This is a genomic window from Archaeoglobus fulgidus DSM 4304, from assembly GCF_000008665.1.
Lineage (GTDB): Archaea > Halobacteriota > Archaeoglobi > Archaeoglobales > Archaeoglobaceae > Archaeoglobus > Archaeoglobus fulgidus.
In genome coordinates, this window is sequence record NC_000917.1 from 1,515,338 (window position 1) to 1,537,632 (window position 22,295).

Sequence of the window (22,295 nt, forward strand, 5' to 3'; positions counted from 1 at the left end):
TTCATACATGAAGAACATAATGGTGAGGGATGAAGTTTACGAAAAATTGCAGAAAATGAAGAAGGGCAGGGAATCCTTTTCAGATGTCATACTCAGGCTTATCGAAGGGAGAAAGAAGAGAGGAATTGAGATTCTTGAAAGGTATGCAGGCTCTCTCTCAGACAGTGAACTGGAGAAGATTGTAATGGAGGAAAGGAGAAAATTCAGGGTGAGAAGCTTTGATTCTTGACACCTCTGTAATAATCCGCATTTTCAGGGACAGAAATTTTTTCGAAGTGCTTAAGGAGAGAATAGACGACGATGTGAAGATAACTTCCGTAACAGCCTACGAACTGCAGAGAGGGGCTGTTTACATCATGCTAAAGCATGGAAGAGATTATGAATTTAAACTCATTAGAGATTTTCTTGAAGAGGTGGAAATCCTGTCATTCACCCCAAAGGACTCCGAGATTTCGGCAATGATATGGGCTAAGCTGAGGGAAAAAGGGTATGAGCTAAATGATGCGGACATAATGATTTCAGCAGTGTCTATAAGAGAGAACGAGAAGCTTGTAACTCTCGACAGAGATTTTGAATACATAAGCAGAGTTTCGGAGCTTGATGTTGACATCTTAGAGGAGGAATTATGAAATAAAAAGAGAAAATCGAATTTGAGATTTCTCAAATTCTTTAAAAGGATGGTTTGCTGGAAATACCTGAACCTGTGGGGTGGATAAATGAGAAACCTGATATGGCACAGTCAGGCGTAGTAAACGTAAATACCCCCAAGAATCAGAAGGGTTCCAGTAATTGACCTCAATGTGAAAATCTCGCCTTCTCTGAGAAAAATGGCTGAAAGAAGCAGGGTGAAGAGGGGGTAGCTGCTCGTTATTGGCTCAACAACTGTGACGGGGACATCTTTGAGCACAACGTATCGGAGGAGGTGAGCAATACCCACAGTAACCCCAGCAGCAAGGTAAAACTTTGTGTGGGACAAATCTTTTCGCACTGCCAGAGGAGTCATTAAAATGGTTGAGAGTGCGAATCCAAGAAAAATTGCAAAGAGCGGGTTGTAATCAACAGCATTTCCAAACTTCACGAAATAGGAGGAAAGGGCTGAGAAGAGGCCTGTCAGAATTCCGAGAGTCACACCAAAAGCATCAGCCTTCCCTTTCGGCCGTGAAATTAGAACTATTCCTGCAAATATCAGCAGGGACATCACCACTACTCTAAGCGTAAGATACTCTCCAACGAAAATGCCAAGAAGGGCTGCGAAAAAGACTCTTGTTGCCGACAGGGGAGCGGACAGGTTGGCCCCAATCCTGCTTATGGCGTGGTAGAAGCAAATTCTTGCGACAAAGAAGTGCAGAACTCCTGCAAGGGACATGTAGAGCAAAAACATTCCATCGAGAGTTGGATTGGCGACAGAAGGAATGAAAATTATAGTGGAGGCAAGCAGGCTAACGTAAATCCCGCTTATCGTCTCCGCCTCCCTGCTTCCAAGCCTTACGAAAATCTGATGGAAGCTGAAGAGGACAGGGATTAGGAGAACGAGGTAGTTCATTTCACCCCAACCCTCGGGCAGCCCTTAATAGGACACTCATCGCAGAGAGGCTTCTGAGGCTTGCAGACTGTCTGGCCGAAGCCAACCATCGCCCTGTTCACCTTTTCCCAGAACTCCAAGGGAAAGAGCCTCTTCAACACCTCCTCCGTCTCCTCCGGTTTTGTCGTTCTGGCCCACCCAAGCCTGTTGGCTATCCTGTGAACGTGAGTGTCTACGGGAATTGCAGGGATGTCCGAATACGCCAGCACAACATTTGCAGACTTCCTGCCTATGCCGGGCAGCTTTACAAGCTCCTCAAAGCTCAAGGGCACCTCGGAGCTGTAATCCTCAACAAGCTTCTTTGCAAGCTCCTTAAGCCTTTTAGCCTTTACTCTGTAAAAGCCCACACCCTTTATCAGCTCAGCTATCTCCTCCTCGCTGAGCTTCAGCAAATCCTCAGGTTTCTTTACCTTGGCAAAAAGGTTCTGGGCTGCTCTAACCGTCGCCTCGTCCCTCGTTCTTGAGCTCAGCAGCGCCGCAACGAGGTGCTGGAAGGGAGTTTTAATCTCAGCCTTCAGGTGGTAAACAGGAGCCTTTCTTTTTATTGCCTCCCTCTCCATGACCTCTATTACCTCGATCGGGTCCACACTTCAGATGGGCAACCTTTTAAAAAGACTTTTCCGACTTGAATCATGCCAAAGTTCGACTACGCCAAGGCTGGAGTTGACATCAGGGAGGAAGAGAGGGCGATTAAATCCCTCGCAAGCGTCATAAAGCACGTCAGGAGTGGTTTTGGCAGGCCGATTTTGACCTCTCACTATGCTGGTGTAATTGACTGCGGTGATTTCGGCATAACAATCACCACCGATGGAGTGGGGAGCAAGATTCTGGTTGCTGAGAAGATGAGAAAGTTCGACACCATCGGTATAGACTGCGTTGCTATGAATGTCAACGATTTGCTCGCAATCGGCTCGGAACCGCTGGCAATGGTTGACTACATAGCCATTGAGAAGCCCGACGAGTGGATTATGGCCGAGATTGCGAAAGGGTTGGAGGAGGGGTGCAGAATTGCCAACATCACCCTTCTCGGCGGTGAGACTGCAACGCTGCCTGAAATCATCAGGGGATTTGATCTGGCTGGCACGGCAATAGGATGGGTAAAGAAGGATGCCATCATCACGGGAGAAAAGATAGAGGAGGGAGATGTTATCTTCGCCATACCGAGCAGCGGGATTCACAGCAACGGTCTTACCTTGGCCAGAAAGGTTGTTGAGGCTGCCGGGCTGAGCTACCACGACAAGTTTGGAGATAAAACCATTGGAGAGGAGCTGCTAACCCCAACAAGAATTTACATGGAGATTCTTGACGTTTTAAGGGAATGCGAGGTTCATGGATTGGCGCACATAACCGGCAGCGGGTTGCTGAAGCTGAAAAGGCTGAAGAATATGAAATACGTCATTGACAAACCGCTAAAGCCGCAGGAGATTTTCAGGTTCATCCAGAAGCTTGGTGAGGTTGAGGAAGCGGAGATGTACAGAACCTTCAACATGGGTATGGGATTCATGGTGATACTGCCCGAAGATGAAGCTGATAAGCTGAAAAAGCTCTGTGAGGGAAGGGTTGTAGGTTACGTCGAAAAGGGAGAAGGAGTTTATGTGAAAGACTTGAGGCTCGACGCTTAGCCTATTATGGTGTAATTGCTAAGATCAACTGCCTCCATTTTTTCCTGATGCTCTTTCAGGAAGCTTTTCACAAGCTCGGCAGCCATCTTCTTGCACTTCCCGCAGAGCAACCTCCCCTCCCTGCATTCTGCCTCAATCTGGTTTAGCTCCTCATCGCTATCAATGAGGTGGAAGCTGTAAAGCTCGAAGACCACACATCTATCCGGCTCACCGCCAAGCCTTCTCTGCTCCTCGGCTGTCGCCCTTCCACCCGTGAAGGCCTTCATGACCTTCTTCGCTCCCTCTTCAGGAGGGTCGAGGAGGGAGATGTAGCTTTCAGGCTTGCTGGAGCTCATCTTCCCACCAGTAAGCCCTGTCGTAAAGCGGTGGTAGGTTGAGGATGGGGGAATGAAGGCAAAACCTCCAATTTCAACCTCTATCTTTCTCACAGCCCTCTCAATCTCCTCAGCTTCGCCAAAGATGTCCATGTGCTCCTCGTAAATTTTCTTGTCGAACTCTAAATCCCGCAAACTGCTGAGATACTCCGCCCCCTTCCTGCTCCTAACTCTCACTCCTCCTTCAACTGGCTCGAAGCTGAAGATGCTGATTCTCGCCGCCAAGTCCCTCGTCAGTCGCATGTGGGGGTCCTGATCAGCCCCAACAGGCACCACCACTGGCTTTGGCCCTCCAAAATCGGAAAGCTGTGGATGGAGGATGTCAGCAGCCTGAATGGCTGTGACAAACATCTTAGCAAGGCTTGTGTCGGAGTTGAAGCCGTAAATTGCCCTCAGCTCGCTGAAGTTCACCTCTGCCGAAAGCTCGAAGGCCAAGTCCTTTACGTGAGAGCTTTTGGACTGGAAGTAGATTACAGCATCCTCCCTAAGGCCGAGGGCGATGATGGATTTGATGTAAAGCATTCCGAGCTCCCTCGTCTTCTCCCAGCTCAAACCCCTTACCGAGTGAGCCTCCATGTCGGCAATTGCTACAAAAGCTTTACCTCCCGCGCTCTGATGCCATACTATTTCATCCATCGTCATCTTGTGGCCGAAGTGAGGCAGACCAGAGGGCATGAAGCCTGACATAACCGCCCATGGCTCCTTTTTCTGCATCGCCTCGATAATTCTCCAATAATCCCTGTGGCCGAAAATCGCCCCTCTCCGCATCAGGATGTGGGGGTTGTCGATTTCAGGCAGCACCTCGCTGAAGGGCTGCATCCCGAACTCCTCTATGAGCTTGCTGTAGTCTATGACTCCCTCGACCTCCCATGGAGTAACGTTCATGTGGTTCAGTAAGCAGCAGGTTAATATTCTTTGTGCAGACTTATTCCTGAATGAGAGTTCAAAGGGTTCAGATAATGGGTGCAGGAGCTCTCGGTTCCCTTGTTGGGGCGCTGATTCAGCTTGCTGGCTATGATGTCATCTTTGTGGCGAGGGGGAAGCAGCTTGAGGCTTTGAAAAAGGGCCTGAGGGTTTCAGGGCTGAAGAATGCGGAGCTTAAGGTTTACTGCACCTCTCAGCCAGAGGATGCGGACATAACCTTCGTCACTGTGAAGGCCTACGATACCGAAACAGTGGCGAAGAAGCTGGCTGAGGTTGATGCTGGGGTGGTTTGCAGCCTTCAGAATGGTGTGGGGAATGAAGAGATTCTTGCAAAATACTGCAGGAAGGTTCTGGGGGGTGTTACGACCTACGGGGCGAACCTGAAGGACTACGGGCATGTTGTCTATGCGGGAGAGGGCTACACCTACGTTGGGGAGATGGATGGCAGAGTAAGCGGGGAGGCTGAGATGGTCGCTGAGGTTCTAAGAGATGCGGGGATGAGGGCTGAAGCTGTTAATGACATCGAGTTCAGGATTTGGGCCAAAGCTGTTGTCAATGCGGCGATAAACCCCATCACGGCAATATGCAGAGTCAAGAACGGTGAGGTGGTGAGAAACCCCCATCTGTGGGAGGTGGCAAGGGCTGTTGCCGATGAGGGAAGGCAGGTTATGGCGAGAATGGGCTACGAGTTCGATGCTGCTTCAGAGGTGAGGAAGGTTGCGGAGATGACCGCAGAAAACAGGTCATCTATGCTGCAGGATTTGGAGAGAGGAAAGAGGACGGAGGTTGAGTTCATCAACGGGGCGATAGTGAAGAAGGGAGAAGAGTTCGGGATTGATTGTGCGGTTAACAGAACGCTGCTGAATCTTGTGAGGGGTGTGGAGAGTGGACTTTAACCTGCTGAGCGTTCTTCTTGTGTCAGCGATGCCCTTTTCCGAGCTAAGGGGGGCTATACCGCTCGCCCTCTACTTCGGCTTCAGCCCTGCTGAGGCATACCTGCTTTCAGTCTTGGGAAACATTCTGCCGGTCCCCTTTCTTCTCCTCTTCCTCGACTACCTCGTGAGAATTGCGACAAAAGTAGAGTTGCTGGCCAGAATTTACCGAAGGGTTGTGGAAAGGGTGGAGAGGAGAAAGGGAGTTGTGGAGAGATACGGCTACCTCGGCCTGACGATTTTCGTCGCCATCCCTTTGCCGGTGACGGGAGCATGGACGGGTACCTTGCTTGCTTTTCTGTTACAGCTCAACCGTCTCAAGGCTTTTCTCTTCATCTCCGCAGGCGTTTGCATTGCTGGCGTTGTGGTTCTTCTCGCCTCGATTGGAATAATCAGGCTTTTATAATTTATTACGAAACCAAAAGTTTATTGGGAAAACTGCAGAACCTTAAAGCGTGATTGAGCTGTTCACCTCAACAAGAGTTCAGATTCTCTCAAAGCTGATTGAGAGGCCATACACAGCATCCGAGATAGCCAAGCTTACCGGCTACTCCAAAACAACAGTCAGCTACCATCTCAGCAAGCTGAATGAGGCTGGATTGGTGGAGAGGCTTGAGAGGGGAAAGTGGGTTTACTACAGGATTACTCCCAAAGGAGAGAGGAGGGTGAAGGTCGAGGCAGCAATTTCACTCGTTTCTCTTGCTGGAGCTGTGATTTCTGCCGTTGCCTTTGCAATGCTGAGATTGCAGGGGAAAGCGGTGGAAAAGTTTGCTGTTGCGGGGGAAAAGGAGGTGGTCCCGACCAGCATTCCGAAACGCGCTCCTGTGACAATTCAGGAAGTTGGGGGCGGTATGGACTGGCAGCTTTTGCTCCTTGCAGCAGCCTTCGCCTTCCTGCTTATCTTCATCTTCATGAGATTCAGAAAATAGTTATAATATTTTATGCCACTAAGATTATGGGAAGACACCTGACTGTCTTCATCATCGCCCTCGCAGCAGTCTTTGCTGCATGCGCTGAAGAGAAGGAAATGGCCAAAAGCCTGACTGTAAAATCTGCTTTTGAAAATGGAGGGAAGATTCCAGCCAAGTACACCTGCGACGGTGAAGACATCTCGCCTCCTCTTTACATCGAAGGTTTGAGGGAGGACGTGAAAAGTCTCGTGATAATATGCGAAGACCCCGATGCACCTATGGGCGTTTTCACGCACTGGATTGCATGGAACGTTGAGCCAACTTCAGAGATTCCCGAAAACGTTCCAAAGACCAAGTTTGTTGATGAGCCAAAGATGGTTCAGGGCAGGAACGACTTTGGCAAGGTCGGTTACAATGGCCCATGTCCGCCCAGTGGGGAGCACAGGTATTACTTCAGGATTTACGCAATTGACACCCTTCTGCAGGGGGATTACAGCAGGCAGGAATTGCTGCGTGCCATTGAAGGACATATTTTGCAGTACGGCGAAATTTACGGCCTTTACAGCAGAAGCAGATAAGTTGAATCAGAATTCAACCAGAATCGGCATTTAAAATATTTTTTTAGCTTTCAAAACCTTTTCCGTTAATTTTTTATTCTTTTAAGCATCCTCAGTTAAGAGGTGGTCAAAATTCTGATTGAGGTTAGATTTCACGGTAGAGGTGGACAGGGAGCGGTCACAGCGGCTGATCTGCTCGCCGTTGCAGGATTTAAGGAGGGATACTACACGCTCTCCTTTCCAATGTTCGGAGCGGAGAAGAGAGGAACTCCCGTGGTCTCATTCCTCAGAATTTCCGATGAACCAATAGTTGCGAGGGACGAGGTTTACAACCCCGATTATGTCGTGGTGCTTGATCCAACGGTGATGGAGACGGTCAACGTAGTTGCCGGGCTGAAGAAGGGAGGGATGCTGATAGCCAACTACCCTAAGAGTTCGGAGGACCTCAAGAAAGAGGTAAAGGCTGACGAGCTTGGAATAAAGGTTGCGACAATAAACGCCACAAAGATGGCCATGGAAGTGCTGGGAAGGCCTATAACCAACACGACGATGGTTGGAGCTTTTGGAGGTGCAACGAGGCTCATTGCCCTTGAAACGCTGCTTGAGGTAGTCAGAGAGTGGTTCAAGGGTGAGCTGGCAGAGAAAAACGCCAAGCTGGTTGAGGAGGCTTATCGCTACATGATGGAGGTGTGCAGATGAAGATTAAAATCAATTTAGGAGCGATTTCGGAACCAATGCAGTCTGAAAACCTCAAAACGGGCGACTGGGGGACGCACTATCCTGTGGTTGACAAGGAAAAGTGCACAGCCTGCAAAACATGCGAGCAGTACTGCCCTGATCTGTGCATTGAGGTCAAGGAGTTTGGGGATGAGAAGTATGCAGTTGTGAACTACAACTACTGCAAGGGATGCGGCATCTGTGCCTCAGTCTGCCCCTTTGAGGCCATTAAGATGGAGCTGAAGGACATCTTCAAGTTTGATGCTTGCTGAGGTGGTAAAATGAGGAAAGTGGTTAGAGGTTTTTACTCTGTCGCGTACTCGGTCAAGCTCTGCAAACCAAACGTCATTTGCGCTTATCCCATCACTCCCCAGACGGAGATAGTTGAGAACCTCGCAGCCATGTATGCGAACGGCGAGCTGGGAGATGCTGAGTACATAACAGCAGAATCAGAATTTGGAGCGGCAAGCATGCTTGTCGGAGCTTCTGCTGCGGGAGCGAGAGTTTTCACAGCAACTTGCAGTCAGGGTTTAATTTTGATGAGCGAAGTTCTTTTCAACGCCGCTGGAATGAGACTGCCCATCGTTCTTGTTAACACCAACAGAGCTCTCTCAGCTCCGCTAAGCATCTGGAACGACCATCAGGACAGCATGGCGATGAGGGATGCAGGAATCATGCAGGTTTACGTTGAGAACAATCAGGAGGCCCACGACATGATTCCTCAGGCATACAAGGTCGCTGAAAACAGGAAGGTTCTGCTTCCCTTCATGATATGCATGGATGGTTACAAGCTCACACACGCCTACGAGCCCGTTGACCTTCTTGAGCAGGAAACGGTTGACAGCTTTCTCCCACCATACGAGCCCGCTGCCTACATGACCACCAAGAAGCCCTTGGCCTTCGGCTGCTACGCCCCGCCGCACGTCTACATGGAGTTCAGGGTTGCGATGCAGCAGGCGATGGAGAGGGCCAGAAAGATAATGCTTGACGTCTTCAAAGAATGGGGAGAGCTTACCGGCAGAGACTGGGGAGGGCACATCACAGTTGACTTCCCCGACTCCAAAATCTTCGTGGTGGCGATGGGCTCCGTTGTTGGATTGCTGAGAAAGGTCGTCGAGGAGCTCAGAGGTGAGGGGCTGAGCGTTGGGCTTATCAAGATAAGAACCTTCCGCCCCTTCCCGGTTGAGGAGCTGAGAGAGGCTTTGAAGGATGCTGAGAAGGTAATTGTTCTCGACCGCTCCGTCAGCTTTGGATATGAGGGGCCGGTATCCATCGAGCTAAAATCCGCCATCTACGGGCACTCATCTGCAGAAATCTACTCCTTTGCGGTTGGGCTGGGTGGTAGAGATATGCCAAAGGACTTCCTTGAGAAAATCATCAGGGATGTTGCTGAGGGCAGGGAAAAGCCGGGATTTGCGTTTAAAGGTTATCAAGAGTTCGAGGAGGTGATACCGTGAAGTACTTCGGCAGCGGACATGGCGCTTGCCCCGGATGCGGTTTGCCGATTGCAGTCAAGACCGTTCTCAACTTGCTTGACGGCAAGGTCTTCGCAGTAAACTCCACAGGCTGCCTCGAAATCATAAGCTCCCAGTACGGCAAGAATGCATGGAACGTCCCCTACATCCATTCTCTCTTTGAGAATGCTGCCGCTGTTGCTGCAGGAGTTGAGGCTGCCCTAAGAGCCTTGAAAAGGAAGGATGAGGGGCATGTGGTCGTTTTTGCTGGCGATGGGGCAACAGCGGACATCGGCATTGGAACGCTGAGCGGAGCCTTCGACAGGAACCACGACATCCTCTACATCTGCCTTGACAATGAGGCTTACCAGAACACGGGGCACCAGCAGAGCGGCTTAACACCACCCGGAGAGTCCACCACCACAACACCCGCAGGAAAGGTTCTGCCGGGCAAGGTGGGGAGGAAGAAGGACATGATTTCTATTGCGGTAGCTCACGGCATCCCCTACGTTGCCTCATCCTCAGTCGGCTACGTTTCGGACATCCGCAGGAAGGTCAAGAAGGCTGTTAAGTTTGAGGGGGCCAAGTACATCCAGATTCACTCTCCCTGCGTCACGGGATGGGGAATTGACGGCAGCATCGCAATAAAGGTAGCGAGGCTTGCGGTTGAGACTGGCCTGTATCCCCTCGTCGAGTTCGAGTACGGGAAGCTGACTTCGGTGAGGAAAATTAAGGACAGGAAGCCTGTTGAGGAGTACCTGAAGCTGCAAAGGAGGTTCAGGCACCTCTTCACCCACGAAAAGGGCAGGGAGATGATTGAGACACTGCAGAGATTTGCGGACGAGAATGCGGAGAGGTACGGGCTTGATTTGAAGAGGGAATGATTTTTTCCTTTATTTTTAAGGTTGCCGTAATAAGCAGCTCCGGCGCTTTAGCTCCGGGCCCTTTAACAGCAGCTACTGCCGCAATAGGCGTAAAGCGTGGCTGGAAGGGCGGTTTTTGGGTGAGTGTTGGTCATGCTGCTGTTGAGCTGCCCCTCGTCATTTTGATCGCAACAGGTGTGGCGGTGGTTCTTACTCATTCCTCAGCTTTATCGCTCCTCAGCGTTGCAGGCGGGGTGATGCTGCTCTCCTTTGCTTTTCTGACAGCCAAAAGCGCTTTTTCAAAAACTGAAGAGAAAGCCGAGAGCTCTGCCAACCCCTTCTCCACGGGAGTTGCCCTCTCAGCCCTGAATCCCTTCTTCATCGCCTGGTGGGCTGGTGTAGGAGCGGTGCTGATTACTGAAGCCATCTCGCTCTGGGGATATGCGGGAATAGCTGTTCTCTACCTCAGCCACGTCTGGCTGGACTTTGCGTGGCTTATCTTGTTAGCTCACCTCACTTCAATGGCCATTTTCAGCGCTAAAGCATACAGAGCGTTGCTTGTCGCACTCGCAGCTCTCGTTTTCCTCTTCGGAGTTGACTTCCTCCACTACGGTCTGTTCAGCAAGCATCTTCTACCAATCTAAAGCCTGAGAATGTCCAGCTTCGGCATCTTAATTAGCCCTTTCGCCTCGGCCATTTCGTAGAGCTTTTTCAAAGCTGCATCAACACTTTCGGGCATGTTGTAGGTGTAGTCGTTGACGTACATCATTGCAAACCTCTTCGCCCTCTCCCTGTCCAGCCCCCTTGAGTACTTCATCGCATACTCAATCGCCTCATCGGGATTTTCAATGGCAAAAGCTATGCTCTCCCTCATTGCCCTCAGAAACTCCTCCTGCACCTCTACGCTCAAATCTCTCCTTATGGCATTGAGGCCGAGGGGGAGGGGGAGCTTTACCTGCTCGCTCCACCAATCCCAGAGGTCGAGAACGCATTTTAAGCCGTAATCTGCGTAGGTAATCTGTCCCTCGTGAATCAGCAGCCCAGCATCAACCTCTTCATCCAGCACAGCCTGAATTATCCTGTCAAAAGGCATCTCCACAGGCTCAAAATCTTCAACAGCAAGCTTCAGCAAGAGGTTTGCAGTGGTATATCTTCCGGGAACGGCTATTCTCTTTCCATCAAGGCTAATCTCGCTCTTGGCAACCACAACAGGCCCATAACCATCTCCAACACTCGCACCAGCTGAGAGAATTCGGTATTTATCATCAAGCAGGGCGTAAGCATGGGCAGAGATGGCGGTGACCTCGTATTCTGCATTAAAGGCCTTCCTGTTGAGGGTCTCTATATCCTCAATGACGTGCTCAATCTCCAGCCAAGTGTCAACCTTGCCATGAGTCATGGCGTAGAACATGAAGGCATCGTCAGCATCAGGTGTGTGGGCAACTCTGATTTTCATGGGCTTTTTTGAGTGTGTTAGCTTTTAAAAGATTTGTTTTTACAGAGCTTTAGTGAAAGCGTAAAAGTCGCTTTAAATTCTCGAACACGAAACTGTAGTATCCCTAAATTATTTCACTACTAAACACCCACTTCATGTGAGAAAACTAACGAACAAAAAGATCAGGTGGATAATCAGACAGCTTGACAAGGGAGCTCCAGTAAAGGAAATAGCCGCTGTGATGAGAGTTACACCAAGAAGAATCTACCAGCTTAAAAAACAATATGAGGAAACTGGCCAGATTCCAGAACTGAAACAACCGGGAAGAAAGCCCAAGGAAATAGACGAGGAAACAGAGCAAATCATCCTGCAAGCTTACAACAAATACAGACTCAGCCCAGTACCTCTTGAAAAGCTGATAGAAAGGGATTACGGCATCCACATCTCCCATAATACAATCTACAAAGTTTTACTCAAACACGGTTTGGTGGAGGAGAACATGAGCAAGAAGAAACGAAGGAAATGGGTTAGGTACGAAAGAACCCACTCAATGTCTTTATGGCAGGGAGACTGGAAGAGGCTTGGAGAGAAATGGATTATAGCCTTCATGGATGATGCTTCCCGCTTTATTACTTGTTACGGAGTCTTCGATTCAGCTACGACTGAGAACACGATTAGAGTCCTGAAAGTGGGATTCAGGGAGTATGGCATTCCGGATGAGATCCTCACAGATCACGGAACTCAGTTTGTTGCAGCTAAAAGCAGAGAGAAGGCCAAGCATAGATTCAGGGAGTTTTTGGCCGAGAATGGAGTAAGGCATGTTCTTGCCAGAATAAACCATCCACAAACGAATGGAAAGATAGAGAGGTTCTTTGGTTTGATGGAGCAGAAGATCCATCTGTTTGATTCTTTGGATGAGTTCATTTATTGGTACAATTACGTTAAGCCTCACATGAGCCTGAATTTCGACGAATTGGAGACTCCCTATCAGGCCTTTTTGAGGAAGCTACCTGCTGAAAGGGTGTTTGAGTACGGGAGGTGGTTGTTTGAGGAGTGAAATTAATTCGGGATATCACATTTGGGAATCAGCGAGGCAATTTCCCTACCTAAGGCGGGTGGTGTTGTTACATCAAACTCAGCTGTGATTACCAGAGTTGGGACTTCTATTTTGGGAAGCAAGTCTTCGTAGTTTATCCTTCCCAGTTCGGCTGTCACCTTTGTGTAAAACTCCTTGTTGTTCTTTCTGATTATAGTTTTCACCAGCTCTTTCAGCTCAGGCCTGTCTTGGTGTATGGACATTTCCGCTATGAATTCCGCAATTTGGGTCATGTCGGGTGAGCTTTCCAGCAGCTTCAATCTCTGCTCAAACATAGCCCTTCCTGCATCTGGGAGCTTGTGGAGGGTGTTTGCCAGAACGAGAGACTTCACCATCTCCGGATACTGCCTGTAGAACTCCATGCAGACAACTCCACCCATTGAGAGGCCGAGGAGGTTTGCCCTCTCAATTCCAAGGTGGTCTATGAGGTTTTTCACGTCTCTGGCGAAGTCCTCTACGGAAATGCTTTCAGGCACGTCTGACATTCCGAATCCTCTCAAATCGAGCGCAACAACTCTGAAGTGCTTGGAGAAGTCGTCATACTGAAAAGTCCACCCCTCTATGCAGTCCCCAAGTCCGTGGATTAAGATTAAGGGCTCCCCCTCGCCGCACTCGAAGTAGCGAAGCTTCAAACCATCCGAGTCGAAAAAGCCGAATCTCATAGCCTGAATTTTCTTCACTATTTAAAAAGCCAATTACTTTTTTGTTTATCTATGCCTGTAACCTCTGGAGACAGCTGAAATGTCTATTTAAGCAAAAAAACAGAATATCAAGTCCTAACTCATTTCAACGCCCTCAACATCCTCCAAACTTCATTCCTCTCAACAAAAATCCAGTACTTCTTCAACTCTCTCTCTGCCTCCTCGTATTCAGGATAGTAGAAGCCAACTGTTTCCCAGAAAAGCCTGCTGTGTTTTGGCTCAAGGAGATGAACAAGCTCGTGAACCACAATGTACTCTCTCAGCTTCTCTGGCAGAGCGAGAGATGCGAGGTTGAAGCTGAGGTTGCCCTTTGAGGAGCAGCTCGCCCACTTTGTCTTCTGCATCTTGATGAAGATTCTGCCGTAGTTTATGCCCAGAAGCCTTGAGTAAAAGGAGACATTTCTTTTCAGCTCCTCTCTCAAAATGCTGGCAAGATTCCTCTTCAGGTTCCTGAGGCTGTAATACTTAACCACTCCAACCTCCTCCCCCTCTTTGATCTCGAAGCCCGAATCCTTAACGAGGTGGTAGAACTTTCCGTTAAGCAAAAGCATTCTCTCCTTACCTTTAATCTCCTCAGCCAGGCTCTCGATTTCAGCCCTCTTTTTCTTTATCCAATCAGCATGCTTGCTGATGAAGGAATCAACATCGAAATCTGGAGGAGCGACAACCCTAACCTTTCCATCTGCAAGAACCTGAATCCTCACATTCCTGACGTTTTTCCTCTCAACAACTACGTTCATGCCCCAATCTCCTCTCTCTCAGCCTGCCTTTTCAGGAATTTAACGATTTCATCCCTTGCAGTTTTAACATCCTTGAACCCGCCTCTCTCAATAAGGTAAAGCAAAACCTCCCTCTCAATTTCCTGCACAACTTCGCTCTTCTCATACCACTTCGGAAAGGTTCTCGCCTTAACAATGTCCATGATTGCCTTGGTTGCATCAACCAGCTCTCTCTCATTCGCTGCTGTTGCATGGGATTTCAGAAGTTTGAAAACGCCATATTCCTTTTCACTCAGCCTGAGCCTCTCCCTCTCCTTCCTCTCTTCATTAACTTTCTCTGCCAGTGAGAGAACTTCCCTATACACCTCATCAGCATCTCTCCTCCTCTCGTTCCAGTCTTTAACGATCCTCTCAACTCTCGCAATCAGGTCCTCATCTCCCACTTTCCTCGCATAATTTCTTACCGGAAACAGAATGTCGTAAATTCTTCTCTTCTCCTTCTTCTTCACTCTTTCAAGAAACTCATCGTTTATCTCAATGATGGGATAATCCTTCTTTATTCTCTGAACGTCAATGGTTTCGTGGATGAACTTCAAGGCTTCTCTGTAGAACTGATCCCTTTTCTGCTCAATCTCTGCCTCAAGCTGGTTCTCCCTCTGCAGATAGACGTGATAGACCTCGCTGAGAAGGTCAAACTTCTCCTTGAACTCAATCCTGTCTTCGAGCAGAAGCCTGTAAAGGTTCCTTATTTCGGAATAAAGCTTTCTGAACTCGTCAGCTCTGGCAGAAATAACGAGAACGGCTCTATCAATCGTATCCCTGTCGTAGCTCAGCTCAAAATCGAAAAATCTGAAGGCTTCATCCAATTTTTTCCTTAACTCCTCCTTAAGCTCCTCTAATTCGTACGCTGCCCCCCTGATGTCCTCCTCCTCATACATCTCGAAGGCCTTCTTCAGAAACTTGAAGACTCCAACGTAATCAACAACCAGCCCAGCTCCCTTGAGGTTCTCCCCATCCTTAACAAAAGGCCTGTTGGTTCTCGCTATCGCCTGCAGCAATCTGTGCTCCTTTAATGGCTTGTCGAGGTAGAGGGTTTGCAGGATTGGAGCATCAAAGCCAGTGAGGAGCATATCCGTTACAATGAGTATTTTGGGATTCTCGTACTTTTTGAACCTCGTTATAATTTCCTCGTGAATCTCTTTTAGCTCGCTTTTGCCGTATTTTTTCCTCAACTTTTCCAGATAGTCCAGCAGTTCCTTTGAATCGTTCTGCTGGAAGGTCATCACGATTTCGGTTTCGTTTTCATTCAGGAATTTGTCCAAAGCCTGCTTGTAGTAAAGGCACGCGTTTCTGCTGACGGCAACAACCATCGCCTTGAATGGTTTAACGAATTGGATGTAGTGGCTCGCTATATCCCTCGCTATCCTCTCAATCCTCTTCTTGTCCTCCAGAATAACTTTAACCTTGTTCAGCCTCCTCTTCAGGTCCTGCTCCACCTTCTCTCTATACTCCTCAGGAATCTCCTCAAGCTTTGAGGAGAGGAAGATTTCCAGATTTTCCCTATCAAGGTGGACCTCATCGAGCCTCGACTGGAAGGCAATCTTAACGGTATAGCCATCATCTATGGAGTCGAGGATGAAGTAGCGGTCGAGGTATGGCTCGTCTGGATAGCCAAAGGCAAGGTAGGTATCTCTCCCCTTCTTTGCTATCGGCGTTCCGGTGAAGGCGAAGAAGCTTGCATTCTTCAGTATGCTCCTCATGCTTGCCGCAAGTTCCCCATATTGCGTGCGATGCCCCTCATCGATCAAGCAAACTACATCTCTCCTCTTCGCTATGCTCCAGTGCTGCTTCTCCATCTGCTCCCTCAGCTTCGCAAGCTCCTCCTCCCTGAACTTGTGTATGAGGGTTATGAAGAATCCCCGCTTGCCATCAGCATGGCTTAGAACCTCCTTGAGATGGTCAATACTCTCTATCAACTCATAGCTTATTTTGAGGTTTTTCAGCTCATCTGAAAGCTGCTTCTGCAGCTCAACTCTATCAACTACGAAGAAGATTGAGGGATTTCCGATGAGGTCCCTTATCTTGAGGGCTGAGAAAATCATGGTCAGCGTTTTGCCCGTTCCCTGCCAGTGCCAGATTAGGCCTTTGTTCCTCTCCTCAAAGCCCTTAGCCCAGCCAACTGCCCTCTCAACGATGGAGTTAACTGCTCTGTACTGCATGTATCTCGGCAGAACCTTTGTTATCTCCCCATCCTGCTCTCTGTAAATGGTGAAGTAGCGGATGAGGTCCAAGAAAATCTCAGGCTTCAGGATGTCGAACTGAGGTTTCCACTCGTAAACCGGAACGCTCTCCTCCCACCTCACGATGGGAAAGTAAACGAGCCTGTCAGCGAAGCTGAAACCAATCTGAACATACTTGAAAAGCTCTGGGGCTGATTGCTCATACCTCTTTATCTGAGCATAGCCTTCCTTCCAGCTTTTGGCCATCTTCTTGCACTCAATGATGGCGAGGGGGATGCCGTTAACAAAGAGGGTGATGTCCGGGATGATGTCGGCGAAGCTAACCTGCCTTGAGAAGACGAGGCTGTTGGCTTCAGGGTTTGCGTAATCTATCAGCTTTATGGTCTTAAGGATGCCTTCTGAATCCTTTATTGTTACTCCCTTCTTTATCGCATCCAGAATTTGCATTGAGCCCTCAACGTCAAAGGAGCGGGTTTCGAGGTAGTTCAAAACCTCCTTGATATCCTCATCATCCACATCGTTCAGCCTTTTTAATGCAGCCTTAAATTCGGTTAAGTCGAGAATGTCAGGGCTGAGTTTCCTCTCCTCCCAGCCGAAGGATTTGAGAATCTCCGAAAGGTAGTCTTCGGATTGCTCTTTCTCTTTCTTCACCGAAATTAGTTTAATTTGGAGGGATAAAATTGTTTCGAAAGGTCAGAGAATTTTGCTGATAGCTTTGTAAATGTCCCACACCTCTATTATACCAGCCTTCTTGATGAGGTCAAAGAGTAAGTTATATTTCATATACCAATAAATTCGCTACTTCATCCAATAACTTAACGATTTCATTAAAATACTGAACTATTCCTAAATTTTCATCATATTTTTCAGGTGGCAATGTTTTGTTTGGATATCTGGCGAATGTGGCATGAGGATAGGTTATTATAGATAGCATATAAAGCACAAGAAAGGTCGAACTCAGTTTTAATAACGTCTCCAGATTATTTAGGACTCTATCAACACTATCAATTAATTTTTCCAGAATAAATTTCTCGGATGGATCCGAACTCTTTATTTCGCTTGCTTCATTCTTTAATTTGGAGAGTAACCCCAATATCTGGTTTTTAATTTCTTTATTCTCCAAGGCAATTTTTATTTTAATTGTGGCATTTATAATTCCTTTTATCTGATTTGAATCCATTTCTGCGATCTGTTTTCTACTCATATTTACAATTCTCACCAATTTGCGTATATCTTCATCTGAAATTTTTAGAAATTGTGTATCCAATCCGCCAATTTTTTGAATACTTTTTAAAAACAATTCTAATGATCTTTTGTACCTATCGAGAAGTCTAATAAACGCTTTTGGCGAATCGTGCCCAACATAACCTTTCATCTCTTTTTTGCTCAATCCAAAAAACGCTAAAACATAAGCTTTAACATATTTCTCCACAGCTTGTTGTAAGTGGTACACAGCTAAAGAGTAAATTTTGGATTGATACAAAATCTTAACGGATTCAAAATCCTGTAGTGCCATTTTAACGAAGCTTTTTGCTTCAGATGATCTTCTCTCTTGCTCTTTCTTATCAATTTCATAAAATTTTGAAAATTCTGAAACAGCTTTAAGAAATTCTATTGAGTCCTTTTCGGATGATAAAATGGAAAATAAGCGTTCTATAATTTCCTCCGTGTTTCCTTTTTTATTCATTTGCTTTCACCCTAACCCTCCTCCTTCCAGTCAGCAAATCGTTCATCAAACCCTTCTTAATCCTCTCAAGCTTTTCCTTTCGTTTCCTTTCGAGTTCGAGCTTTTTGTCCACTGTTGAAAGAATTTCAGCGATTTTTTGCTGTTCTGGGAGAGGTGGGAGTGGGATTTTAAACTTTTTCAAGTTTGTTGCATTGATATTTGCTTGATGAACTGCAACAGTTGCCAATTGCTTAAGCCTACTCTGTGAAAATATAAGGTAGAACGTTAGGAAATGAGGATGCAAAATTTCATGCTTAGGCCTCAATCTAATCAGATAAGAAGCAAAAACATAATAACCATCCAATAAAAATATACCTGTCCTCCCAACAAGTTCTAAACTATTTGTGCGGTTGAATAAAACATCTCCTTTTTCTAATTTGAAATTCTTGAACGTTTCTTCATCAAGATCTGCATACTTGGCAATATCTGTAACAACATACCCATTTACAATTTCATCCATTCTAATAACTGGATATTTACCCTTATCCTTCAGCGGAACTGATAACCCATACTGGCACAATTCCAAAACATCCCCAAGCCTAACAACCTCCCACTCCTTCGGAATCCTCCCGATTTCGGTATCTTTAAACTCCTTGTGCCCTATCCCTTTGGTGAGAAGCTCCTGCATCAGGCCCTTCTTCAGCCTTTCAGTCTTCGCTATGGCTTCGTCAACCTTTTCTATGGCTTTATCAACCGTGCTGAGAATTTCGGCGATTTTTTGCTGTTCTGGGAGCGGAAGTAGTGGAATTAGTAATTCCTCAAGAGACTTTTTCGGCAATTCTTTAAAGGTGCTTCCACCACTTAATTGTTCGAGTTTCCGTTTAATCAATAGCAAGTAATAGCAATAAAACTCTGTGTTAATTTCTGAAGATTTTGGAATTAAACCTTTGCAGCCTTGGTTAAATGTAGTGTCCTCATCTACGATAGCAACATAACCGACTGGCGCACGGGTTGAGACAATAATCGAGCCTTTAGGCAATAATGTAAGGTTGTAATCTCTTAATGCTTTCTCAGTTATTTTTCTTTCTGAAACGGAAATATGTGTTCTCCCATTTAGTTTACTTAAATCAGTTGGAGTTAGCCAATTAATTGTTCCGTTTTCCCAATATTCTTCTTTTTTTGTAGATGGTGTCGTTCCCGTTTCAACATTGAAAATGTCCCCAAGCCTAACAACCTCCCAATCCTCAGGAATCCTCCCGATTGGTGTTTCCTTGTATCTGGATGCTATGTTTACCCCTCCCCTTTCAGCTTTCCAATCGCCTCTAAGGCTTTTTCAAGTTCATCGAGCAAACAGTATGCCTCAATCCCATATTTCTTGCCATTCCTTACCATTAATCTATCTGATGATATCAGGATGGAGTTCGTTAATCTGGCGGTGGCTATGAAATATGAGTCCGCAGCCCTTGGATGAACTTTTTCAGCGACATTTAAAGCCTCATCAAACACGAAATCCTCTGAAAGAATCTCGAAATCATATGTAAGTTCCTCAATATCCTTTCTCGAAATCTCAATCCCAAGCCTTTTAGCTACTGAAATCAGCTCAATAACGAAGATTTTCGGAACAAATACAGTCAATCCCTCAATGGAATTCAAAAACTTCCTCGCTTTTTCATTTCTATTCTCATCCCTATCAAAAAGATAATCGACAAAAATCGATGTATCAATAACGATCATCCCTGATCTCCTCTAATTCTCGATGAGCTCCCTCAACTCTCTCAATTCTCTTCTCAAGCTCCCTGAGTTTTGCGTAAAATCTTCCTGTCACCTTTTTTGTTTCCCTTATCTCCACCTTAACAATCTCCCCCTCTCTAAGGCTAACTTTCCTGAGGGGCTTAAGAACTCCCTTCTGGTAAACAGCCTCGATAATCTCTCCCATTTGAAACACCTTTTCTTCGTATTCTAATATCTTAAAACCAATAAAAACTTAACTTTTCCTCACTCAAAAACTCCTTAATCGATTTTGCGACTTTTGGGTGAACTATAATTTCATAACTCATAGGCCGAGTTCAGCTTTAAGCTTCTCCCATGGAATTCCGTTCTTTTTCGTCTCTTCAACAAGCCTGTCAAGCTCCTTGGCCTCTTCCTCGCTGATTTCCTCTTCCTGTATCATTCCAGCCTCAAGAAGTTCGATTTTACTGCTTAACTTCTTCAACTCCTCTCTTATGATTTTCAACTCATCATAAATTGCCTTTAAAAGCTCAGTATCACCACTCATTGAATTTTAATAAGCACGAGAAAATTTAAAGGTTTGCTGGAGTGGTCAGAAGCAGATTTATCAAACTAAATCCCTTTTTAGCTCCATCCACGACTTATCTGTCTTAATCACTCCCTTTAGCTCATTCATCAGTTCAAAGAACCTGTCCCTCTCATTGAAGAATTTGGCAGTTTCCTCAACTGCTTTTCTAAACGCCTTTTCGGCGTTATCTGGAACGGATACTTTAATCGTAACCTCCCCCATGTATTTGGGTTGGTTTGAGATGTTAAATAACTTACTCCTATTTTCATAGCTCCCAATCTTCAGGCAGATTGATCGAGCATATTATCCTCGCCCAAACCCCAACTCAGCAAGATACTCCTCTATCCTCCTCTCCACCTCATCAATCTCCCTCTCAATCCCCCTGAGCTCCTCCCACTCCTTGGCAACATCAATCTCCTCAACTTCCTCCTGCGGGAAGACATAAAGCGTAACGTTCAGGTTGTAGTCGTTCTTTCTCACTTCCTCGACATCAACAACCCTGCAGAATCCATCTCCATCCTTGAACTCCCTGTAAGCGCTGACTATCTTCTCAATATGCTTCTCTCCAAGCCTGTTCAGCTTCCTAACCTCAGGATGCTTCTCGTATTCGTTGCTTGCGTTAATAAACAGAATCTTTCCCTTCCTGCTCTCTGGCTTCTGCTTGTTGAAGATTATAATCGCTCCCGGAGCTCCCGTGTTGTAGAAGAGCTTTTCAGGGAGCAGAATTACGCACTCGATTAAATCATCCTCAACCACAGCTTTCCTTATCGCCCCCTCCTTTCCTCCTCTGAAAAGGCACCCGTTATCGATTACAACACCAACCTTCTTTTTTGCCGATGCAAGCATGTGCTGAATCCACGCCCAGTCGGCTGATTGCTTTGGAGTAAAGCCGTACCTGAACCTCTCATCGTAGAACTCAGCCTTTTTCAGCTCCTCCTCGCCATACCCATCCTGATTCCATGGTGGATTTGCAATAACTATATCGAATTTTCTGAACGTCTCTCCTTCCTTAAACCTCGGATTTTTCAGCGTGTCGCCAACAACGAGGTTTATGTCCTTTATTCCGTGAACGATGGCGTTCATCTTGGCTATGGCGTAGGTTGTTGGATTAACCTCCTGCCCGTAAAGGAATAGCTTCCTCACCTCCTCCTCGCCGTATTTCTCCTTAACGTAATCGTAGGCCCTTATCAGCATCCTCGCATAGCCAGCAGCGGGATCATAAACGCTATCCATCGGCTTTGGATCAACAATTCTGACGATGAGCTCAACAACCTCCGAAGGGGTGAAAACCTCCCCCTCTTTGGCCTTCTGTGGGGCGAAGTAGCCGATAAGCCACTCGTAAGCGTCACCAAGAATGCTATCACTCGCCCTTCCCAGATTCAGTCCGCTGAAAAGCTCAAAAAGCTGGACGAGAATGTCGAAGTTGTCCCTTGCCTCGTGAACTCAAGAAAGTCCAGCCTGTCCACAACTCCTTGCAACTCAGGATTTTTCTCGGCGAGCAGCTTTAAAGCCTCAGAAAGCCTTACAGGCAGCTCATTAACGTTCTTCCTCAGCTCCTCCCAAGTGTATTTTTCAGGATAGTCAAATTTGTGGAAGGATCTGTCCTTTGCGAGGATTTTTGCCTCCTCCTCATCAACTCCTTTCTCCATTAAGGTTTTGAGAGCCTCCCTGTACTCTCGCTTCCACTCATCGCTCAGCTTTTTAAGGAAGAGAAGGACGAGAATGTACTTGTAATCAACCCTCGTCCTAATCAGATCAGCAGCCTGCTTGCAGGCCCTTATTAGCTCGTCTTTCGTTGTTTCAATTTCGACGTAATCGGCAAGGGTCATTGTTTGCGGTGGGTTTAGGCAAATATTATCTTTTCCTTTTGCGAAATTAAAGCTAAAAAATGTGAACTCTGCTTAAAACAGTTGAAGGGAAACAATATTTGACAAGATTTTGAACGATATGCCCGTAGCTGCCAAAGGTGAACGTTCCAATGCACTTTTTTGAGTTGGAATCTGAACACTGCTCCTCCACACAATTGAAATTATTCATAGCCAGCAGAATTTAGCATTTCAAAACAAAAATGGGCTCGGCCGGATTCGAACCGGCGATCTCCGCCTTGTAAGGGCGACGTCATAACCGCTAGACCACGAGCCCTTGGAGTGGTTCTGACGAATTTGTTATTAAGCTTAACGCCTACCTCTGCAGTATCGGCAATCCA

At 46.8% G+C, this 22,295-nt stretch carries 26 protein-coding genes, 1 tRNA gene and 1 pseudogene; 13 read left to right on the top strand and 15 right to left on the bottom strand.

Going from position 1 to position 22,295, the window contains the following annotated elements; all coding sequences use genetic code 11:
• Positions 1 to 7 precede the first annotated feature (7 nt).
• Together AF_RS08495 and AF_RS08500 are read left to right on the top strand one after the other, a co-directional pair.
• Positions 8 to 229 (top strand): antitoxin VapB family protein, encoded by a 222-nt coding sequence (locus AF_RS08495; protein ID WP_010879185.1) that lies wholly within the window; start codon positions 8 to 10, stop codon positions 227 to 229.
• The gene (locus AF_RS08500; protein WP_010879186.1) at positions 219 to 629 is read left to right on the top strand and encodes a type II toxin-antitoxin system VapC family toxin; all 411 of its coding nucleotides are present in this window, start codon (positions 219 to 221) and stop codon (positions 627 to 629) included. Before AF_RS08495 ends, AF_RS08500 begins: the two co-directional genes overlap by 11 nt.
• A gap of 110 nt (positions 630 to 739) precedes the next feature.
• On the opposite strand, the gene AF_RS08505 is transcribed toward AF_RS08500, so the two are convergent.
• Together AF_RS08505 and nth are read right to left on the bottom strand one after the other, a co-directional pair.
• Complete coding sequence (locus tag AF_RS08505; RefSeq protein ID WP_010879187.1) at positions 740 to 1,543, bottom strand: DMT family transporter; 804 nt, start codon at positions 1,541 to 1,543, stop codon at positions 740 to 742.
• The gene (nth, locus tag AF_RS08510; protein WP_010879188.1) at positions 1,540 to 2,169 is read right to left on the bottom strand and encodes an endonuclease III domain-containing protein; all 630 of its coding nucleotides are present in this window, start codon (positions 2,167 to 2,169) and stop codon (positions 1,540 to 1,542) included. The genes AF_RS08505 and nth overlap by 4 nt, the downstream gene beginning before the upstream one ends.
• 45 nt (positions 2,170 to 2,214) lie before the next feature.
• Between nth and purM the strand changes: the two genes are divergently transcribed.
• Positions 2,215 to 3,204, top strand: coding sequence for a phosphoribosylformylglycinamidine cyclo-ligase (gene purM, locus AF_RS08515; RefSeq protein WP_010879189.1), 990 nt, complete (start codon positions 2,215 to 2,217; stop codon positions 3,202 to 3,204).
• Here the strand turns inward: purM and AF_RS08520 are convergent.
• Positions 3,201 to 4,463 (bottom strand): tryptophan--tRNA ligase, encoded by a 1,263-nt coding sequence (locus AF_RS08520; RefSeq protein ID WP_010879190.1) that lies wholly within the window; start codon positions 4,461 to 4,463, stop codon positions 3,201 to 3,203. The two genes, purM and AF_RS08520, sit on opposite strands and share 4 nt — an antisense overlap.
• A 50-nt stretch (positions 4,464 to 4,513) precedes the next feature.
• Between AF_RS08520 and AF_RS08525 the strand changes: the two genes are divergently transcribed.
• From AF_RS08525 to AF_RS08565, 9 genes are all read left to right on the top strand, one after another.
• Positions 4,514 to 5,398, top strand: a complete 885-nt coding sequence (locus AF_RS08525; protein WP_010879191.1) for a 2-dehydropantoate 2-reductase — start codon at positions 4,514 to 4,516, stop codon at positions 5,396 to 5,398.
• Between the two features lie 28 nt (positions 5,399 to 5,426).
• A complete protein-coding gene (locus AF_RS08530; protein WP_010879192.1) occupies positions 5,427 to 5,840 on the top strand; it encodes a COG2426 family protein in 414 nt (137 codons plus the stop codon).
• Positions 5,841 to 5,889: 49 nt separating this feature from the next.
• Positions 5,890 to 6,363, top strand: coding sequence for a winged helix-turn-helix domain-containing protein (locus AF_RS12740; RefSeq protein ID WP_010879193.1), 474 nt, complete (start codon positions 5,890 to 5,892; stop codon positions 6,361 to 6,363).
• A 26-nt stretch (positions 6,364 to 6,389) separates the two neighbouring features.
• Positions 6,390 to 6,923, top strand: a complete 534-nt coding sequence (locus AF_RS08540) for a YbhB/YbcL family Raf kinase inhibitor-like protein (protein ID WP_048064441.1) — start codon at positions 6,390 to 6,392, stop codon at positions 6,921 to 6,923.
• A 114-nt stretch (positions 6,924 to 7,037) separates the two neighbouring features.
• On the top strand, positions 7,038 to 7,601 hold the full coding sequence (locus AF_RS08545) for a pyruvate ferredoxin oxidoreductase subunit gamma (RefSeq protein ID WP_048064723.1): 564 nt from the start codon (positions 7,038 to 7,040) through the stop codon (positions 7,599 to 7,601).
• A complete protein-coding gene (locus tag AF_RS08550; protein ID WP_010879196.1) occupies positions 7,598 to 7,891 on the top strand; it encodes a 4Fe-4S binding protein in 294 nt (97 codons plus the stop codon). The genes AF_RS08545 and AF_RS08550 overlap by 4 nt, the downstream gene beginning before the upstream one ends.
• Before the next feature lie 9 nt (positions 7,892 to 7,900).
• On the top strand, positions 7,901 to 9,076 hold the full coding sequence (locus tag AF_RS08555; protein WP_010879197.1) for a transketolase C-terminal domain-containing protein: 1,176 nt from the start codon (positions 7,901 to 7,903) through the stop codon (positions 9,074 to 9,076).
• Positions 9,073 to 9,957: a thiamine pyrophosphate-dependent enzyme gene (locus AF_RS08560; RefSeq protein WP_010879198.1), complete on the top strand. Its 885-nt coding sequence runs from the start codon at positions 9,073 to 9,075 to the stop codon at positions 9,955 to 9,957. Before AF_RS08555 ends, AF_RS08560 begins: the two co-directional genes overlap by 4 nt.
• Positions 9,954 to 10,580, top strand: coding sequence for a LysE family transporter (locus AF_RS08565; RefSeq protein ID WP_010879199.1), 627 nt, complete (start codon positions 9,954 to 9,956; stop codon positions 10,578 to 10,580). The genes AF_RS08560 and AF_RS08565 overlap by 4 nt, the downstream gene beginning before the upstream one ends.
• Here the strand turns inward: AF_RS08565 and AF_RS08570 are convergent.
• Entirely contained in the window at positions 10,577 to 11,392 is an 816-nt protein-coding gene (locus tag AF_RS08570) for a menaquinone biosynthesis family protein (RefSeq protein ID WP_010879200.1), read from the bottom strand. The two genes, AF_RS08565 and AF_RS08570, sit on opposite strands and share 4 nt — an antisense overlap.
• Before the next feature lie 136 nt (positions 11,393 to 11,528).
• Here AF_RS08570 and AF_RS08575 point away from each other — a divergent pair, with 136 nt between their 5' ends.
• Complete coding sequence (locus tag AF_RS08575) at positions 11,529 to 12,428, top strand: IS481-like element ISA0963-3 family transposase (RefSeq protein ID WP_010879201.1); 900 nt, start codon at positions 11,529 to 11,531, stop codon at positions 12,426 to 12,428.
• A gap of 2 nt (positions 12,429 to 12,430) precedes the next feature.
• On the opposite strand, the gene AF_RS08580 is transcribed toward AF_RS08575, so the two are convergent.
• From AF_RS08580 to AF_RS08630, 11 genes and pseudogenes are all read right to left on the bottom strand, one after another.
• The gene (locus tag AF_RS08580) at positions 12,431 to 13,129 is read right to left on the bottom strand and encodes an alpha/beta fold hydrolase (RefSeq protein ID WP_143274445.1); all 699 of its coding nucleotides are present in this window, start codon (positions 13,127 to 13,129) and stop codon (positions 12,431 to 12,433) included.
• A gap of 119 nt (positions 13,130 to 13,248) precedes the next feature.
• Complete coding sequence (locus AF_RS08585) at positions 13,249 to 13,908, bottom strand: SprT family zinc-dependent metalloprotease (protein ID WP_010879203.1); 660 nt, start codon at positions 13,906 to 13,908, stop codon at positions 13,249 to 13,251.
• Entirely contained in the window at positions 13,905 to 16,778 is a 2,874-nt protein-coding gene (locus AF_RS08590) for a type I restriction endonuclease subunit R (RefSeq protein ID WP_010879204.1), read from the bottom strand. Before AF_RS08590 ends, AF_RS08585 begins: the two co-directional genes overlap by 4 nt.
• Positions 16,779 to 16,899: 121 nt before the next feature.
• Complete coding sequence (locus tag AF_RS08595) at positions 16,900 to 17,814, bottom strand: HEPN domain-containing protein (RefSeq protein WP_010879205.1); 915 nt, start codon at positions 17,812 to 17,814, stop codon at positions 16,900 to 16,902.
• Positions 17,807 to 19,081 (bottom strand): restriction endonuclease subunit S, encoded by a 1,275-nt coding sequence (locus AF_RS08600; RefSeq protein WP_081423274.1) that lies wholly within the window; start codon positions 19,079 to 19,081, stop codon positions 17,807 to 17,809. The genes AF_RS08595 and AF_RS08600 overlap by 8 nt, the downstream gene beginning before the upstream one ends.
• A 2-nt stretch (positions 19,082 to 19,083) precedes the next feature.
• Positions 19,084 to 19,527 (bottom strand): type II toxin-antitoxin system VapC family toxin, encoded by a 444-nt coding sequence (locus AF_RS08605; protein ID WP_010879207.1) that lies wholly within the window; start codon positions 19,525 to 19,527, stop codon positions 19,084 to 19,086.
• The gene (locus tag AF_RS08610) at positions 19,514 to 19,729 is read right to left on the bottom strand and encodes an antitoxin family protein (protein ID WP_010879208.1); all 216 of its coding nucleotides are present in this window, start codon (positions 19,727 to 19,729) and stop codon (positions 19,514 to 19,516) included. The genes AF_RS08605 and AF_RS08610 overlap by 14 nt, the downstream gene beginning before the upstream one ends.
• A 117-nt stretch (positions 19,730 to 19,846) precedes the next feature.
• Complete coding sequence (locus AF_RS08615) at positions 19,847 to 20,068, bottom strand: hypothetical protein (protein WP_231487477.1); 222 nt, start codon at positions 20,066 to 20,068, stop codon at positions 19,847 to 19,849.
• Between the two features lie 60 nt (positions 20,069 to 20,128).
• Positions 20,129 to 20,311, bottom strand: a complete 183-nt coding sequence (locus AF_RS08620; RefSeq protein ID WP_010879210.1) for a hypothetical protein — start codon at positions 20,309 to 20,311, stop codon at positions 20,129 to 20,131.
• 81 nt (positions 20,312 to 20,392) lie between these two features.
• Positions 20,393 to 21,918: pseudogene (locus AF_RS08625) on the bottom strand (type I restriction-modification system subunit M).
• Positions 21,919 to 22,158: 240 nt separating this feature from the next.
• Positions 22,159 to 22,231, bottom strand: a tRNA-Val gene (locus AF_RS08630).
• Positions 22,232 to 22,295 lie beyond the last annotated feature (64 nt).